The 18,215-nt window shown below is 40.2% G+C and carries 11 protein-coding genes and 2 tRNA genes; 11 read left to right on the top strand and 2 right to left on the bottom strand.

What is annotated here, in order from left to right:
• Positions 1–105 precede the first annotated feature (105 nt).
• The 9 genes from BUA02_RS11035 to BUA02_RS10995 all read left to right on the top strand — a co-directional run bounded on the left by BUA02_RS11035 (position 106) and on the right by BUA02_RS10995 (position 12,873).
• Positions 106–2,199, top strand: a complete 2,094-nt coding sequence (locus tag BUA02_RS11035) for an alpha-glycosidase (protein ID WP_072704044.1) — start codon at positions 106–108, stop codon at positions 2,197–2,199.
• Positions 2,200–2,286: 87 nt separating this feature from the next.
• Complete coding sequence (fba, locus tag BUA02_RS11030; protein ID WP_071177306.1) at positions 2,287–3,150, top strand: class II fructose-1,6-bisphosphate aldolase; 864 nt, start codon at positions 2,287–2,289, stop codon at positions 3,148–3,150.
• 72 nt (positions 3,151–3,222) lie between these two features.
• Entirely contained in the window at positions 3,223–3,726 is a 504-nt protein-coding gene (gene greA, locus BUA02_RS11025; protein ID WP_071177305.1) for a transcription elongation factor GreA, read from the top strand.
• Positions 3,727–3,736: 10 nt separating this feature from the next.
• Positions 3,737–4,252 (top strand): flavin reductase family protein, encoded by a 516-nt coding sequence (locus BUA02_RS11020; protein WP_072704042.1) that lies wholly within the window; start codon positions 3,737–3,739, stop codon positions 4,250–4,252.
• Between the two features lie 28 nt (positions 4,253–4,280).
• Entirely contained in the window at positions 4,281–5,651 is a 1,371-nt protein-coding gene (locus BUA02_RS11015; protein ID WP_072704040.1) for an ABC transporter substrate-binding protein, read from the top strand.
• A gap of 20 nt (positions 5,652–5,671) precedes the next feature.
• Positions 5,672–8,770 (top strand): ATP-binding protein, encoded by a 3,099-nt coding sequence (locus tag BUA02_RS11010; protein ID WP_072704039.1) that lies wholly within the window; start codon positions 5,672–5,674, stop codon positions 8,768–8,770.
• Positions 8,771–8,789: 19 nt separating this feature from the next.
• Positions 8,790–9,986, top strand: coding sequence for an FprA family A-type flavoprotein (locus BUA02_RS11005; RefSeq protein ID WP_083572743.1), 1,197 nt, complete (start codon positions 8,790–8,792; stop codon positions 9,984–9,986).
• 59 nt (positions 9,987–10,045) lie between these two features.
• Positions 10,046–11,704 carry a DUF5722 domain-containing protein gene (locus BUA02_RS11000; protein WP_072704035.1) on the top strand — a complete coding sequence of 553 codons (1,659 nt, stop codon included), beginning with the start codon at positions 10,046–10,048 and terminating at the stop codon, positions 11,702–11,704.
• A 77-nt stretch (positions 11,705–11,781) separates the two neighbouring features.
• Positions 11,782–12,873, top strand: coding sequence for an AAA family ATPase (locus BUA02_RS10995; protein ID WP_242946501.1), 1,092 nt, complete (start codon positions 11,782–11,784; stop codon positions 12,871–12,873).
• A gap of 5 nt (positions 12,874–12,878) precedes the next feature.
• Here BUA02_RS10995 and BUA02_RS10990 read toward each other — a convergent pair.
• Positions 12,879–12,952 (bottom strand) — tRNA-Pro (locus tag BUA02_RS10990).
• 81 nt (positions 12,953–13,033) lie between these two features.
• Between BUA02_RS10990 and BUA02_RS10985 the strand changes: the two genes are divergently transcribed.
• Positions 13,034–14,095, top strand: a complete 1,062-nt coding sequence (locus BUA02_RS10985; protein WP_072704033.1) for a bifunctional glycosyltransferase family 2/GtrA family protein — start codon at positions 13,034–13,036, stop codon at positions 14,093–14,095.
• Positions 14,096–14,308: 213 nt separating this feature from the next.
• Positions 14,309–17,794, top strand: coding sequence for a sensor domain-containing diguanylate cyclase (locus tag BUA02_RS10980; protein ID WP_072704031.1), 3,486 nt, complete (start codon positions 14,309–14,311; stop codon positions 17,792–17,794).
• 119 nt (positions 17,795–17,913) lie between these two features.
• Here BUA02_RS10980 and BUA02_RS10975 read toward each other — a convergent pair.
• Positions 17,914–17,986 (bottom strand) — tRNA-Gly (locus tag BUA02_RS10975).
• Between the last annotated feature and the right edge of the window lie 229 nt (positions 17,987–18,215).

The following is an 18,215-nucleotide window of genomic DNA, read 5'->3' as shown; positions in this document are numbered from 1 at the left end:
TAACCCCCCAATACATTATATAGTTTTTTGCTATACCCCATAAGAAAGAAATACCTTCTCTAAAAAAGACAGCTTCCGCTGTCTTTTTTGCATTATAGGGGATTTATGGACACAAGATATCTTTTCCATGATATGACCATGGATTATTTAAGGCCAACAGAGCCTGATAAAAACAGAATCACAGACTTTCGTTTTAGATGTAAAAGCGGGGATGCAAGTGAAGTGACACTTGTTTTTGGCGGCGAAAGACATTCAATGAATCTTTCTGAGCAGGAAGGTTTGTTTGATTATTATGATGCTTCCTTTAGTGTTGGCGCTGTACCACAGAGCTACTATTTTGAAATAAAAGGAACTGATGGTTCTGTGTATTTCTATGATAAAAGAGGTGCTGTCAAAGATATAAGTGACAGCATGTGCTTTAAGATCTTTCCGGGATTTTCTACTCCTAACTGGGCTAAAGGTGCTGTTATGTATCAGATCTTTGTTGAGAGATTCAATAACGGAGATACCAGCAATGATGTCCTTTCAGGGGAATATTTCTATAATGGAAGCTTAGCTAAGCAGATAACTGAGTGGAGTCAGTATCCTGATCCAAAGAGGGATTTCAATGAATTCTACGGTGGTGATCTGCAAGGAGTTATTGATAAGCTGGATTATCTCAAGGATTTAGGAATAGAAGTTATTTACTTTAATCCTATCTTTGTTTCTCCTTCATGCCACAAATATGATACTCAGGACTATGACCACATAGATCCACATTTTGGTGTCATCATTGAAGATGGTGGAAATCTTCTCAAAAATGGAGACAGTGACAATACCCATGCTACAAGGCATATCAAAAGAGTTACCAGTGCAAAGAACTTAGAAGCTAGTGATAAGCTCTTTGCAAAGCTTGTAAGCGAAGCTCATAAACGCGGTATTAAGATCATTCTTGATGGCGTTTTTAATCACTGTGGATCATTTAATAAGTGGCTTGATAAAGAAAGAATATATGAAAACAGCAAGGACTTTAAAAAAGGAGCTTACATAGCGCAGGATAGTCCTTATCACGATTATTTCTCATTTAAGGATAGCTCATGGCCATATAACAATAGTTATGATGGATGGTGGGGCTATGATACACTTCCTAAGCTAAATTACGAAGGATCCAAGGAACTGGAAGAATATATTCTCGGAGTTGCCAAAAAATGGGTTTCTGAGCCATATAATGCCGATGGATGGCGCCTTGATGTGGCTGCAGATATTGGCCATTCTCCAGAGTATAACCACAAATTCTTTAAGAGATTCAGAGAAGAGGTCAAGAAAGCTAATCCTAATGCAATAATCATAGCTGAGCACTATGGACCAGCCAAGGAATGGCTTCAGGGCGATGAATGGGATACAGTCATGAACTATGACGCATTCATGGAGCCTGTAACCTGGTTCCTTACTGGTATGGAGAAGCACAGCGATGAGTTTAAGCCTATAAGAGTAGGCAACGCCAGAGAGTTTTTTGACACCATGTTATATGCAGGTGGAGAGAACTTCAGCATGCCATCTCTTTATACAGCAATGAATGAGCTCTCTAATCACGATCATTCCAGATTCCTCACGAGGACAAGCCAGAAGGTCGGACGATGCGATACACTTATGCCAGCGTCTGCAGAAACAGGTATTAAGAAGCCTGTAATGAGAGAGGCAGTCATGATACAGATGACATGGCCAGGCGCTCCAACAATCTACTATGGCGACGAAGCAGGTGTTTGTGGATTTACAGATCCTGATAACAGACGTACATATCCTTGGGGCAACGAGGATAAAGAAATGCTCGCCTACCACAAAGAGCTCATAAAGATACACAAAAAATACAGAGAGCTCAAGACAGGTTCAATCAGAGAGCTTGCTGGAGATAATAACTTTATTGCTTACGGAAGATTCAATAGAACAGCGGCATCTGTAGTAGTTATCAACAACAATGAGTTTGAGATAACAAAAGAGATAGATGTTTCACTGATTGGAATTCCTAAGGATGCAGTGTTAAAAGAGGTTGTTCTAACCGATGGAAAGGGCTACACTACTGAGCTTTCAAATAGCAGAGTTAAAGATGGCATATTGACCGTGACTCTTTCAAGGCTGTCGGGAATGATTTTCAGATATGATAGTCATGCTCCGATAACATCAGAAGAATTCTGGTCTGACAACTTCCTAAACTTTGGCTGATTGTTAACACTTTAACTTTATTTTTTTGAGCAACAAGTATATAATGTTCTTAACTGTTAATAAAACATAAACAAGGGAGATAAACAAATGTTAGTATCCGCAAAAGACATGCTTGTAAAAGCAAAAGAAGGCCACTATGCAGTAGGCCAGTTCAACATCAACAACCTGGAGTGGACAAAATCAGTTCTTTTAACAGCAGAAGAGCTTAAGTCTCCTGTTATTCTCGGTGTTTCTGAGGGTGCTGGTAAATACATGACAGGTTTCACAACTGTTGCAGCTATGGTTAAGGCTATGGACGAGAGCCTTGGAATCACAGTTCCTGTTGCTCTTCACCTTGATCATGGTACATACGAAGGATGCTATAAGTGCATCAAGGCTGGATTCACATCAATCATGTTTGATGGATCACACTACGATATCGAAGAGAACGTTGCTAAGACTCAGGAGCTTGTACACGTTGCTCACCAGCTTGGTCTTTCAATCGAGGCAGAAGTTGGTTCAATCGGTGGTGAAGAAGACGGCGTAGTAGGAATGGGTGAGTGCGCTGATCCAGATGAGTGCAAGAGAATCGCTGATCTTGGCGTAGATATGCTTGCAGCTGGTATCGGTAACATCCACGGTAAGTATCCAGAAGGATGGCCAGGACTTAGATTCGACGTTCTTGATGCTATCCAGCAGAAGACAGGTGTTATGCCTCTCGTTCTTCACGGCGGTACAGGTATCCCAGCAGATATGATCAAGAAGGCTATCACACTTGGCGTTTCTAAGATCAATGTTAATACAGAGTGCCAGCTTTCATTTGCTGATGCAACACGTAAGTATGTTGAGGCTGGTAAGGATCTCGAAGGTAAGGGATTTGATCCTCGTAAACTTCTTGCTCCTGGTGCTGAAGCTATCAAGGCTACAGTTAAGGAAAAGATGGAACTCTTCGGATCAGTTGGAAAGGCTTGATAAGAGCAATTCTGAAAGGCGAAGCCAACAGGCTTCGCCTTTTTTCTATTATTTAGGTAGGGGGCTAGTTTTATGCATAACGAGTTAACAAGAAAAGATATTCAGGACATGGAGGCAGAGATAGAGCACCGCAAGGTGGTTGTCAGAAAAGAGCTTCTTGAACATGTCAAAGAAGCAAGGGCTCAGGGTGACCTATCGGAAAACTTCGAGTATTACGCTGCCAAGAAGGCCAAGAACCAGAACGAGAGCAGGATCAGGTTTTTGGAGAGGATGATAAAAACAGCTACAGTTATTGATGACGATACCAAAGAAGATCAGGTTGGCATGAATAAAACAGTAGTAGTAAAATTAGATGAGGACAATAGCGAAGAAACGTATAAAATCGTTACAACAATGCGTCAGAATTCTTTGAAAGGACTCATCAGTATTGAGTCTCCGCTTGGAAAACAATTACTTGGACATAAAGTGGGAGACCATGTTACTATTAAAGTGAGCGACGATTTTAGTTACGGCGTAACGATAATTAATATCGAAAATACTGGATTAACAGACGAGGACAAAATACGCGACTTTTAAGGAGGTCCATATGAGTGAATTGCATGTTTTTCAACCAGTAAACCCAGAAGATATCGAAACTGGCCCATACAAGTTTGTCGGGGAAACAATACTTGTTACGGTAGCTGATGGCTCAAAGGTCAACATGATGGCTGCTAGATGGGGCGGTGTAGGATATATCTGGAACAAGAGAGTTGTTTTTATATTTGCCAGAAAGAGCAGATATACAAGAGAACTCATCGATGCGTCGGGGGAATTTTCAGTAAGCTTCATGGATCAGGAAAAGTATCGTGGTGCCATGAAGTATATACATTCAGTATCTGGAAGAGACGAGGACAAGATTGCCGCTGCCAGATTGAATGTTAATTATTACGAGGGAATACCTTTTGTAGACGAAGCTAGAGAGATAATAACATGCAAGGTAGTTTACTCAAGAGAGTTCGATGAAGCGGGTATTGTTGACGAATCAATCAAACAAGACTTCTATGATGCAGGAGACTATCACGTACTTTACATCGGAGAAGTAAAGACGATCTTGCTTAGATAACGCAAACAAGTAGTATTACGAGGGAATTATGAAGAGCTACAAGCTGAAGAAAACCTTTGTAAGTATTATTTTGCAATTTGCATTTATCATTTGCATGCTGGCTGGCTGCGGATCAGTGTGTCCGAAGCCTACTAGTATTGCGTCTTTAGGAGCTGCGCCAAGAACAGGTGAAAAGGAAGTGACGTTTGAAGCTCCATCGGGCGATTCTAATCCAATGAAGGTAGAAGAAAACGGTAAGATAACAATTCGTATCGCTACCTGGTATCAGGAAGAGTATTTAGGAAATCTAAAATCATATCTAACCAGAACATTTCCAGATGTCACATTTGAATTTGTTTATATAGACAAAAATCATTATGAATCAATAATCGATTCGCAATTATCCTACAGAGAAGCACCAGACATATTATATGTTGATCAAGGTATGGCCAGAAAGCATGCTCTGACCAGATATATCACACCGCTTACAGATATAACGCAAGAGTTTAACAGGTATAGCAGAGAAGCTTTTACCTATGGAAATGAGATTTATGCCGTACCCAATACCAGCGGTTACAGATGCTTGTATTATAACAAGGGTCTTTTTGAAAAATACGGGTTAAAGGTACCTCAAAGTTATGAAGAGTTTCTGGAAAATGCAGTATATATAAGAGAAACTCTTGGAATGAAGGTGTGTTCTGCGGCGCTTAAGGATTACGCCAATATCTCAGAAAGTGCTCAGGCTTTTTTACAGGCATCTTATTTTGATACAGAAGAAGGAAGCCATTTTGGTGAAAGGTTAGGGTACGGAAGAGCATCATTCTATAACAATCTGTATCCTTATTTGTCAGATTGGGAAAAACTCATCACATATGAGGTCTTTAGACCTGAAATGTACACCATGGACCAGAAGGCTGCCATACAGGAATTTGCAAATGAAGAAACATTTATTTTAGCGGGAGGGCCTGAAGATTATAACAGGATAAAGGTTGCAAATCCCGATATTTCGCTAGGAACAATGCCATTTTGTGGAACAGCAGATGGAACGCCAATCCTGATAGGGGGATGTGACTGCGGATTTGCAGTAAACACTTACGGTGATCACAGACAATTATCAAAAGAAATAGTGACAAGCCTTGCTTGTGCCGAAGGACAGAGAGAATTATGGAATGACCGAGTTGGAAGCATGAGCTATTTAAAGGGACTAACTATAGCAAATCCGGACACATTTGATGGAATAGAACAGGCCCTTAAACATAAAGGCTTGTTTATGCCTTATTACAGCTGGGGAGAAGACTGCGACAATATCAACATGATCCTTGGAAAAGAGCTGCAAAAGGTGTTACTTGGAAAAGAGACAACAAACATGGCGCTTATGCAGGTTGATATAAAGGTAAAAAAATTACTGAAGGAAAAATAACTTTGTGGTGAGGGTAATAAATGGGAAATCAGAAGCTTGCAAGGTTAGAAAATATTAAGATCAAAACACAGCTTAGGATGGTATTTCTGTTTCTTATAGTAATACCTATAGTCATCCTGGGCCTTTACTCATATATCTTAGCCAGAAATAACCTTAATGCTCAGACTAAGGTGTCAATCCAGGGCGGTGTCAACGTTATTTCCAATGGTCTTGATAATAATGCTAAAAGAGAAAGCGATGTACTTAAGTTCTTTTCCTATGAAGAAGCACTTAGATACAAGATCGAACATGCAAAAGAGGATCCATTCTCTATCACTGAGGAAATGACAGATAACATAGAGCCGCTTATCTGGTACTTCATTGGTAGTGATTCCAATATTGAGAATATTAAACTTTACTCAGAGTTCTTGGAACAAAGCCATATTGGTGAGTTTATCAGTAAGCCGACAGATGAGACTATCAAGAAATGGTATGAAAAATGCCATGATGAATACGACACAATGTGGATGGTTGATGATGATGGAGAAATCTATATAGTCAAAGCCCTTTTGGATGTAAATACATCATCCAAGGTTATTGGAATGGCAACCCTCAAACTCAAGAAGGATAATTTCTTTAGTATCATCAATCAGTCCAGCTATCTAAATAACGGAATACTGCTGATCGATGAAGAGGGGAATATTGTTGGCCAGAAAAAGCTAAATGATGAAGCTTTAGATGATGCAGTCATTCAGGACATCAGAGATGAAAAATTGGAAAAAGATAGCGAAGGTTTTGTTGTCAGTGACAAATATTTCCTTTTGGAATCAAACGAGATCTCAAACGGTTGGAAACTTTACTACTATGTTGACAGAAATGAGATGGTTGCTGACGTATTCTCACTTCTTAGTTCAGATATTGTTATAGCGGGAGTTATCTTTATAATTGCTTATGTCATAGCGACACTGTTCTCAAGAAGACTGAGCTACAGGATCATAAGACTCAATGACGCAGCCAATGAGATCAAAAGAGGAAATCTCAATGTCAGGATCAACGACGAAGGCAAGGATGAGATTGGTGAACTTTCTGATTCCATGCAGGCCATGGCTATCAAGTTAAATGACATGGTTGAGGAGATCAATCGCAGAAATAAGGCAGATCTTTTGGCTAAGGAAAGTGATATACATTATAGAGAATGGCTCTTTGATTTCGTAGTAGAAAGAAATAACGATATACTTGCAGTAGTAAACGTAGAGAATTATACATGTAATTTCATTACATCCAATGCTGAAACAGTACTCGGAATTTCGCTTGATACGTTGAAGGAAGATGTAAGAAGCATAGCTACTGCCCATAAAGCTGAAGGAGCAGACAGACTTGATAATATCATCATGAGTAGCATCAAGTCAGGCGAAGCCATCATCCTCGAAGAGATCAAATTTGAGAACGTAAAAACAGGAGAGCAGCTCTTTTACCGAGGCGTCGTAATATGTACCTATGACGATGGCGGAAAACGAATGGCCATAGCTCTTTATGACAGAACCCAGGAAATAAAGAGAAATCACCAGCTTCAGGAAGCGCTTAATGCCGCAGAGACAGCTAATAAGGCAAAGACAAGCTTCCTTGCAAATATGTCCCATGACTTTAGGACGCCTATGAATGCTATTACTGGCTTTAATCTGCTGATAGAAAAGCATGCTGACGATCCGGATAAGGTAAAAGAGTATACACACAAGATAAGTCTTGCTTCGCATAACCTTCTTGGATTATTGAATGATGTACTTGATATGAGTAAGATTGAGAGTGGAAAAACTACTCTTGATATTAAAGAGATGGCAATAGGTCTTTTGCTTGAGGAGATCAACTCGGTCATCAGCTTCCAGGCAAAAGCAAAAGATCAGGAATACATCGTAAATATAGAAGAGATGGAACATGACATGTTCATGGGCGACAAGCAGAGGATTAACGAGATACTCATGAATATTCTTGGAAATGCCATCAAATACACTCCAGAGGGCGGAAGGATCGAATTCCGCATAAAAGAAACACCTTCATCTTCAGAAGGCTTCCAAAATGTGGAGTTTACTGTCAAAGATAATGGTATAGGAATGAAGGCTGAATATATCGACAAGATCTTTGATGCCTTCTCAAGAGAGGAGACAGGAGCCACAAAGAGCATTCAGGGAACAGGACTTGGAATGGCTATCACCAAGAGCCTTGTAGAGCTCATGGGAGGAACTATCAGGGTAGAGAGTGAAGAAGGAAAGGGAAGTACCTTCATTGTTAACCTTAGACTTAAAGCTGTAGATGAGAACGATGTAGATTTCTGGAAAGGCCATGGAATCAGCACTGTAATGTTTGTAACAGAGAATCGTACGCAGACAGAGCAGCTGCGAGCAGCATTTGAGGCTGACAAGATAGAGATCCTTGATACTAAGAACGGATTTGAAGCGATCCATGCGATAGAAAATTGTAATAGTGCAGGTAAACTCGTGGATCTGATACTCATAAATGATATATTGAGCGATATGACAGCAGCAGAGCTCATCAGAGAGATCAGGTCAAAAGACCGAAGAAACAACAGTCTGATATTTGTGATGGCAGAGAACTTTGCAGCAATAGAAGATGATGCAAAGGCAGCAGGCGCCAATGAAATAGTTCAAAAGCCGCTGTTTGTCTCCAATCTTAAGCAGATATTTGAAGACATTACCAGCAGAGCCGCTGGTACAGATAACAAAGAAGAAGTTGTTAATCCGCTTCAGGGAATGAAGTTCCTTGCAGCAGAAGATAATGACATCAATGCAGATATTCTTATAGAACTCATGAATATGGAAGGCGCAACAGTTACGCGAGGCTGCAACGGTCAGGAAGTTGTAGATATGTTCAAAGAGGCAAAAGAAGGCGATTATGATATGATCCTTATGGATATTCAAATGCCTGTAATGAACGGATATGAAGCTGCGGCAGCAATCAGAAGCCTCGAAACCGAGTGGGCTCAAAGAATACCTATTATTGCAATGACTGCCAATGCCTATGCTGATGACGTGCAACATGCTTTTGATGCAGGAATGAATGCACATGTGACCAAGCCAATTGATATCAAGGTGGTTGAAAAGACGATCCTTGAATTCAAACAATAAAAAGACGGAGGGAAAGAAAGTGAACAATATTAAGAAAGTGACAGAAGATATTTACTGGATTGGAGGAAGTGACAGAAGGCTAGAGAGATTTGAAAACATCTTTCCTATTCCTGAGGGCGTATCCTACAATAGCTACTTTATCGATGATGAGAAAAAAGCGGTGTTTGACACTGCAGATATTACTGTATCTGACCAGTATCTTGAGAATTTAAAAGAAGCGCTTGCAGGAGGGAAGCTTGATTACCTTGTGGTTCTTCATATGGAGCCAGATCATTGCTCGCTTATCAGTACAGTGGTAAGTCTTTTCCCGGAAGTAATGGTGGTTGGCAGTGCCAAGACCTTTACTATCATGGAGCAGTTCTTCCCAGAAGCAGCTTCTTTTAACAAGTTAGAGGTGAAAGAGGGAGATACATTATCTACAGGTAAGCATACCTTTAGTTTCATCGCAGCACCTATGGTCCACTGGCCAGAAGTCTTGATGGCTTATGACGACGTTTCGAAGGGGCTTTTTGCTGCGGATGCATTTGGAACCTTTGGAGCTTTAGATGGCGGAATCTTTGCAGATGAATACGACTATGAAAAAGATTTTCTGGAGTCCGCAAGAAGATACTATGCAAACATCGTTGGAAAATACGGAATGCAGGTTCAGGCTGTTCTTAAAAAGGCAGCAGGCCTTGATATCCAGATGATCATGTCACTTCATGGACCTGTTTGGAGAAAAAATATTAAGTGGCTCCTTGATAAATATGAGAAGTGGAGCACATATCAGCCAGAAGAAGATTCAATATTCTTGGTCTATGGAAGTCTTTATGGACACACAAAGAGTGCGGCAGAGGTAGTGGCTTCCAAGCTAAGAGAAAAGACAAATAAGAATATCAAGGTCTATGACGTATCTGGTACAGATGTATCCTATCTGATCAGCGAAGTGTGGCGCTGCAGCAAGGTAGTAATCATGTGCCCTACTTATAACAATGGCATTTATCCTCCGATGGAGAGTTTTTTAAATGATATGATCGCCCTTGGCGTCCAGAACAGGACTTTTGCCCTTGCGCAGAATGGAACCTGGGCACCAGTTACTGGAAAACTTATGACAGAAAAATTACAAAACCTTAAAAATGTGACAATACTCGAAAACGTGTTGACAATAAAGAGTGCGCTTCATTCCAGCGATGAAGATGCAGTGGAAGCATTTGCAGAGGCAATAGTCAAAGCTTGATAAAATGCGCTTAATTGGGTATATTATTGAGAGTAAGTCATATTTTATGGAGGGATGTTGTGAAAAGAAATATTAGACTTAAAAAGATTTTTATGGCGGCTTTGACAGCAGTTACAGTATTAACTGCAACAGGCAGCTATAGTATAGTAAATCATGGAGCAGGGGAAGTTGCTGAGGCGGCAGGCAGAGTTGTTAAGATCAATTCATGTACTATCTCAGGCGACAACGTAGTAGTTAACGTATCTGCCAGCTCACTTCCATCATCAGACGATGGAAAGTATTACCTCTATGCTGATGAAGTATATCAGGACGGAACAGTAGGAAAAGTAGTTGCAACAACAGAGAGAGCTTCTAATGCAACATTTACATTCCCACTTAATCATTACACAGCTGAGTCAAACCTCAGTAAGAAGTTCCTTGTAGCAGTTAAGAGCGGCGGTTCAATGATTCAGGTAAGTGATGAACATTACATCACAAACCCAGAAGCAATCGCGACCAAGACAGTAGCTCGTAACGATCACGGTATGAAGGGTATCCTTCCTAACACTGCTGATGCAGCTACATTCAAAGATCTTGGTGTTGCACAGATGGTTTATAACCTTTACATGGGCGATATCGTAGGACCATCATCAGATCCAGCACAGCCAACAACAGAATTCACATATAATGGTGCAACATATCAGTTCAACACAGCAGCACTTGCACAGTATGACGGATTTGTTCGCTGGTGCTCACTCAATAACTTCCAGCTTACAATGACTGTTCTCAATAACAAGACAGCAGCTGGTGCAGACCTTATCCATCCTCTTTCAAGAGATGCTCATGTTTGCCCAGGTTACGCTATGAACACAGACGAGGATGGCGGTACACAGCATATCAAGGCTATCGCAGCATTCCTTGCTCAGAGATATTCAGGCGGAGCATACGGAACAGTTGATAACTGGGTAGTTGGTAACGAAGTAAATGCCAGAACAGAATGGTACTACATGAACTCAACAAACATCGAGCTCAACGTTAGTGAGTATGTTAAGGCATTCCGTATTTTCTACAACGAGATCAAGGCAGTTAATGCTAATGCCAGAATTTATACATCATTCGACCAGGAATGGAACAGAAAGTCTAATCCAGGATGCTTCCTTTCAAAAGAGTATCTTGATAGATTCAGCTACTACATGAACCGTGAAGGTAACGTAGACTGGTCACTTTCAGTTCATCCTTACAACGCACCACTTTTTGATCCATATGCTTGGAAGCAGCAGGCACAGTATGTAAATACAACACTTGCAACTCCTTATATCACAATGGAGAACATTTACATACTTACAGATTATATGTGCAGACCAGAGATGCTCGGACCAAATGGTAATGTAAGAAACATCGCGCTTTCAGAGATCGGCTTCACATCAAGCTTTGGCGAGGATGCACAGGCAGCTTCAATCACATATGCTTACACAATGGCAGAGAACAATCCATACATCACAAGCTTCATCCTTTTTAGAGAGACGGATGATGCTCACGAGATGGAGAGCCATATCGCTCAGGGGCTTAAGAACCTCGATGGATCCAAGAAGATGTCTTATGATTTCTACAAGTACCTTGGAACTGCACAGGCTGCTACATATAAGGCTAAGGCGTCAGAAATAATCGGACATGACGTAAATGCACTTGTAACAAACAGAACATTCCTCTCAAGAGGTGGATGGTTCCTTAACGACTAATAAGGAAAGTATTACAAGGCGGTATTACCTTTATGGTTAAATGCCGCCTTTTATCATATTTACAAATTGGGGGTAATATGGATAGAGATTTTTTGGGGAGCATGTACAACGATTTTTTTGCTAGCACTCCCAAGACCATAGATGTGACCAAAAAAGAAAAGACAGATGATGCGGTAAAGAACGCTCAGGATGCCCTTGCAGAGGCAAAAGAGATTTTGAAATCAAGCCCGGTTCCTGACAATGCCGTTAATGAAGAGCCCGAGAAGGAAAAAGAGCCGGAGACAGACCCTATGGAGGATCTTGAGGGTCTCATCGGTCTTTCTACTATCAAGGCTGATGTAAAAGAACTTGCATCATTCGTAAAGGTTCAAAAGGCAAGAAAAGAGCAGGGACTTAAATCGGTACCTGTATCACTTCACCTTGTATTTACAGGTAATCCTGGAACAGGTAAGACAACAGTTGCCAGGATTATAGCAAGAATCTATAAACAGATAGGAGTTCTTTCTAAGGGACAGCTTGTAGAAGTTGACAGATCAGGGCTTGTAGCTGGCTATGTTGGACAGACAGCAATCAAGACTCAGGAGCAGATAAAAAAAGCTATGGGCGGAGTCCTTTTTATCGATGAAGCCTATTCACTTGCTCAGAAGGATGATGCCTTTGGCCAGGAGGCTATTGATACTATCCTTAAGGCAATGGAAGATAACAGAGATGACTTTGTTGTTATCGTAGCAGGATACACAGGGCCTATGAAGAAATTCATAGACAGTAACCCAGGCCTTAAGTCCAGATTCAACAAGTACATTGAGTTTCCTGACTATGAACTTGATGACCTTGAAAAGATCTTTTACATGAATTGCGACAAGTATGACTATAAGGTTGATGAGGAGATCAAGCACCAAATCAGAGCTCTTATTACAGCTAAAAAGCTCGAGAATATCGACAATTTTGCAAATGCAAGAGAAGTTCGAAATCTCTTTGAGACAATCATTACCAATCAGGCTAGAAGAGTTGCAACTCTTAAGAACCCAACTAATGATGATATGATGACAATTCTGCTTGAGGATTTAACGGAGAAAGATCCGGAAGAGGATAAGGCTGAAGAAAAGACTGAGGAAAATACTGAAGAAACAGCTACAGAAGAAGTAAAATCAGAAGAAAAAGAACAATAAAAAAGTCGGGGCAACAGGATTCGAACCTGCGACCTCTGCGTCCCGAACGCAGCGCTCTACCAAGCTGAGCCATGCCCCGAATAATGCATAAATGCACTATTTATTATAAGTTACAGTTATGAAAAGTCAAGATAAGTAGTGTGTTAGTGGAAGGATATGTATGACAAAAAGACCGACAGATGCGGCTATTTTAATTCCAAGTCTTAATCCGGATAACAAGATAATAGAGCTAGTAAAAAAGCTTAAAGAAGCTGGATTTCGCACTATAGTATGTGTAGATGATGGATCATCAGAAGAGCATAGACATTTCTTTGATGAGCTCAAAAATGTGTACGGATGTGATGTACTTAGACATTGTGTGAACATGGGAAAGGGAAGAGGAATAAAGACAGGCCTTAATCATATTCGCAACAATTATCCGGAGGTTCCGGGCGTTATCACAGTAGATAGCGATGGACAGCACTCTACAGAAGATACATTTAAGTGCGCAGAGGAGATGATAGCACATCCTGACTCTGTTATATTTGGATGTAGAAGATTCAAAGAAGAGGGAGTTCCGCTTAGGAGTTTTCTTGGAAATACCATAACAAGATGGGTCATGAGACTGTTGTGTGGCATTAAGCTAAGCGATACACAGACAGGACTTCGTGCTATTCCGCAGGACCTTATAACTACCTTTGTAAATGCAGAAGGTGAAAGATATGAGTATGAGATGCAGCAGATCCTTATGTGTAAAGAGCTGGGAATTCCTATCATTGAGGTTCCAATAAGGACCATATACATTGATGAAAATAAGAGCTCACACTTCAATCCTCTTAGGGACTCTATCAAGATTTATGCTCAGTTTGGAAAATTTATCTTTTCTTCACTGTCATCAGCATTTATCGATATAGCTCTTTTCACACTTATGGTCAAACTCATTAAGGGAAGTTTTGGTGGAAGTGATATCTACATTTCAATTGCGACTGTAACAGCAAGGGTAATATCAGCTATATGGAACTTTGGGATGAACAAAAGAGTCGTATTTAAGTCCAAAGCAGAGCTTCATAGGAGTGGATTTAAGTATGCGGCACTTGCCGTGTGCCAGGTACTCATGAGTGCTTTCCTTGTTACACTGTTCCATAGATTAACAGGTGGAAATGATACAGTGATCAAGATAATAGTAGATACGATGCTGTTTTTCATAAGTTATCAAATACAAAGAGAGATAGTTTTTAAGTAATATTATAATCAAGATAAGAAATCGGATGCTCAAATAGGGCATCCGATTTGTTTTTTAAAGAATCCATTGTCTCAAAAGGCTCAGAAAAGACACAAAAGATATTAGAAATATTTAATAATTTCAAAATTGAATGGCTTACGGTAATACGATAACATTTTATTGCAAAGTAGTGCGGGTTGGATTGGATTTTTATTTCTTTTGTTTGAGGTGTCTATGACTCGATATCAGTATAGCGATGTAGAGAGAAAACTAATAGAGAATAGCCTGATTCCATTTGGTGTTTTTCAGCGAGTGGGTGATCGAACAGTGGCGATAGCGATTACCAAAGGACTGTGCGAACTTTTTGGCTTTACTGACATGCAAGAGGCTTATGCGGTATTTGACAAGGACGTGCATACCGGATGTCATCCTGATGATCTGGAGAGGATGACAGATATGTACAGGCGTGTGATGATAGAAAAAGAAGTCAAGACCATGTACAGGAAGAATGTAGGTGGAAGGTATATGGTATTCAGATTTCATGCAGCCCTGATCCACAAAGAAGAGGGTGTGGATCTGATAAATGCGTGGTTTGCTAATGAAGGGCCATATATTGAAAGTGACAGCAGTGACACATATACAGACGTTATTTCCAAAGCAGTTCATGAGGGATCGCAGCGGTATTATTTTAACCATGACTATCTTACAGGACTCCCCAACATGAGCTATTTCTTCGAACTGGCTGCCCATGGTAGTAAGGAAATGCGAAGAGAGGGAGATCAGCCATGTATGTTGTATTTTGATCTCTGCGGAATGAAAGGCTTTAATCAGAAATATAGCTTTGCCGAAGGTGACAAGCTCCTGACAGAATGTGGAAGAATGCTTGCAAAGAATTTTGGGCGTCATAATTGTGGTAGGTTTGCAGGGGATCATTTTTGTGCGTATACCAGCGTAACGGGACTGGAAAAGAAATTAGAGAATCTCCTGAATGATGTAAAAGAACTGAATGAAGGCAGGAGCATTCCTATGAGGATAGGAGTATATAGACCTTTCAAAGATAGAGTTATTCCAAGTATAGCCTGCGATAGAGCAAAAATGGCCTGTGATGCGGTTAGGAACAATTATTATTCCTGTATCAGTTATTTTGATGAAAAGATGCTTAAAGCATCAGAAGAAAAAGAATATATCGTTACAAATCTTGATAAAGCATTAGAAAAAGGCTGGATAAAGGTTTTTTACCAGCCTATGATCCGTGCTGCTAATGGAAAAGTAAGCGATGAAGAAGCCCTCGCAAGGTGGGATGACCCAAAACATGGCATGATCTTGCCATCAGTTTTTGTTCCGATCCTTGAGGACGCCAGACTGATCAATAAACTTGATCTATATGTAGCCAAAAAGGTAATTGAAAAGGTTAAGATCCAGTCGGAGCAAGGAATCTTTATTGGGCAGCAGTCGATCAATATTTCAAGGACGGATTTTTACATATGCGATATAGTAGATGAACTGACGAAGCTGGTAAATGAAGCAAAAATTCCAAGAGAGATTCTGACAATAGAGATAACTGAAAGTGCTGTAGGAATCGATATTGACTATATGAAGACGCAGATAGAGCGTTTTCATGAACTTGGTTACAAAGTGTGGATGGACGATTATGGAAGCGGCTATTCTTCACCAGAACTGCTTCAGGAGATACACTTTGATACTATCAAGCTTGATATGCAATTCATGAAAAGATTTAACGACAGCGACGCCAGTAAGATCATCATGACGGAGCTGATCAAGATGGCCTGTGCCCTGGGAATTGAAACAGTGGCAGAAGGCGTAGAGACAGTAGAGCAGGTGGAATTCTTAAAAGAAGTGGGATGTACTAAACTTCAGGGCTATCATTACAGTGAACCGCTGTCCTTAGAAAGGGGTTTTGAGCGATTTGCCAAAGGAATGAAGATTGGATTTGAGAATCCAAAGGAATCAGATTATTACACAACAATTGGAAAGATAAGTCTATATGACTTACACATGTCTGCAGAAGGAGATGAGGAATTACTAACTAACTATTTTGACACCTTGCCAATGGCTATCGTTGAGATTAATGAAAATAGCTTTTGGATCGTAAGGTCAAACAAGCCATATAAACAATATTTTGAAAAAACATTTGGGGGATATGATATAGGTGGCGTTGCAGATATAGAGATAATGCGTAAGAGAAGAGGAGCAGCCTTCTGTAATGCGCTAGTGCAGTGTGCAAAAGACGGAAAAAGGATCATCATAGATGAAAGATCAGCTTCTGGTGCCGTCATGCATATTTTGATCAGAAGGGTCGCAATTAATCCTGTTACGGGAGTAAAGGCTTTAATAGTGGCCATTTTGGGAATCAGCGAAGATACAGGTGTAGAGGCGCTTACTTATTCTTATGTAGCCCAGGCTCTTTCATCTGACTATATCAATCTGTTTTATGTAGATTTGGACACAGAGAAATACATTGAATATGGTTCCGGAGATGTTTACGACGATCTTGCTATAGAACGGCACGGAAATGGCTTTTTTGAGAATGCTAGGGAAATGGCTGGGCTAGAGATTTACGAAGAAGACAGGGATTATTTTATCGAAGCATTTACCAAGGAGAATATCGAAAAAGCGTTGAACACCGAAGGCGCCTTCACAATGTCATATCGCATAAATAAGGGAGGGAGACCTGTTTATGTACATATGAAGATCGTAAAGATAAAAATGAAGGGTAACAGCATCATAATTGGTATTAGCAATATCAATGCTCAGATGAAAGAGAGACAGAAGATTGAAAGGATAGAAGAGGAAAACCGTTCATATTCAAGACTGGTGGCCTTATCTGAAAACTATATCACAATCTTTGTTGTGGATCTGGAAAATGATCACTACATAAAAGTTAATGGAAAAAAGGCAGATAACAAAACAAATGAAGAAGTACCAGAAGGAGAGGATTTCTTTAATTATTTTATCTCTTCCAGAAGAGGATATGTAACACTGGGAGATATGGAGTATGTTAATAGTCAATTCAATAAAGATAATATTGTAAAAAGGATTGTGAAAGATGGCGCATTTACTCTAAAATATAGGTTTGTTTATGAAGGGGAAATAAAGTATGCACTTCTCAAGGCTGTGTTTGTGGAAGAGAAAGGCGAAAAGAAGCTGATAGTAGGCATTAGTGATGATACAGATGCAACAATACAAAGACAACAAACAGAGCAGATGATACTTAAAGCCCGTAATGAAGCCAATGTAGATGCACTTACCGGAGTAAAGAACAGAAATGCGTATTTGAATACAGAGAAACAGATAAATGCCATGATCAAAGACAACAGGGCTCCGGAATTTGCTCTGATCGTGCTTGATATAAACGGTCTAAAAAAAGTTAATGATAATCTCGGACATCAGAAAGGTGATAAGTACATAAAAAGAGGCTGTGATATTATATGTAAGGTATTCAGGAATTGCCCGGTATATAGAGTGGGTGGAGATGAGTTCATCGTTATTTCGCAAGGAAGAAGTTACCATAACATTGAAAAGATAATGCAGGTATGGGAAAGAACAAATGGAGAAAACAGACAGAAAGATGATGTGGTAATAGCTGCAGGAATGGCTCGGTACAATGGCGAAAAGGATGTAGCAAGGGTTTTCGAAAAAGCAGATGCGCTTATGTACGAAAACAAGAAGAAGCTGAAAGAAAAAGAAAAGTGCTCGTGATGGGGGCGTAAATGGACCAAGGGGACGGGGTTAGTGGGTCATTTGAAAAATGACCCACTAACCCCGTCCCCTTGGTCCACACACGAAAAAAGGACATCCAACCGGATGTCCTTTTTTAGAGCGATAGACGGGGCTCGAACCCGCGGTCTCGACCTTGGCAAGGTCGCGCGTTACCAACTACGCCACTATCGCATATATGTAAAGTCGCTTGCGCGACAGCAATAGTTATATTATACCAATCAAAAAAATATGTCAACATAAAAATTAAATTTTTTATACTGTTGACATAAGACTGTTATGGGTGTATATATAACACATAAACAGTTGCAACAATACATAAGGGGAAAAGAGATGAAGATATCACAGAATTCAGGAATTCCTATATATCAGCAGATTGCTGACAGCTTCAGAACAGACATCC

Source organism: Butyrivibrio hungatei DSM 14810 (genome assembly GCF_900143205.1).
GTDB classification, from domain to species: Bacteria; Bacillota; Clostridia; order Lachnospirales; family Lachnospiraceae; genus Butyrivibrio; species Butyrivibrio hungatei.
This window is presented reverse-complemented; position numbering and strand designations above follow the sequence as displayed.

What these genes read in the sequence shown, in the direction of transcription:
- BUA02_RS11035 (WP_072704044.1), top strand. Translation starts at nt 106, where the DNA reads ATGGACACAAGATATCTTTTCCATGATATGACCATGGATTATTTAAGG.
- fba (WP_071177306.1), top strand. Translation starts at nt 2,287, where the DNA reads ATGTTAGTATCCGCAAAAGACATGCTTGTAAAAGCAAAAGAAGGCCAC.
- greA (WP_071177305.1), top strand. Translation starts at nt 3,223, where the DNA reads ATGCATAACGAGTTAACAAGAAAAGATATTCAGGACATGGAGGCAGAG.
- BUA02_RS11020 (WP_072704042.1), top strand. Translation starts at nt 3,737, where the DNA reads ATGAGTGAATTGCATGTTTTTCAACCAGTAAACCCAGAAGATATCGAA.
- BUA02_RS11015 (WP_072704040.1), top strand. Translation starts at nt 4,281, where the DNA reads ATGAAGAGCTACAAGCTGAAGAAAACCTTTGTAAGTATTATTTTGCAA.
- BUA02_RS11010 (WP_072704039.1), top strand. Translation starts at nt 5,672, where the DNA reads ATGGGAAATCAGAAGCTTGCAAGGTTAGAAAATATTAAGATCAAAACA.
- BUA02_RS10995 (WP_242946501.1), top strand. Translation starts at nt 11,782, where the DNA reads ATGGATAGAGATTTTTTGGGGAGCATGTACAACGATTTTTTTGCTAGC.
- BUA02_RS10985 (WP_072704033.1), top strand. Translation starts at nt 13,034, where the DNA reads ATGACAAAAAGACCGACAGATGCGGCTATTTTAATTCCAAGTCTTAAT.
- BUA02_RS10980 (WP_072704031.1), top strand. Translation starts at nt 14,309, where the DNA reads ATGACTCGATATCAGTATAGCGATGTAGAGAGAAAACTAATAGAGAAT.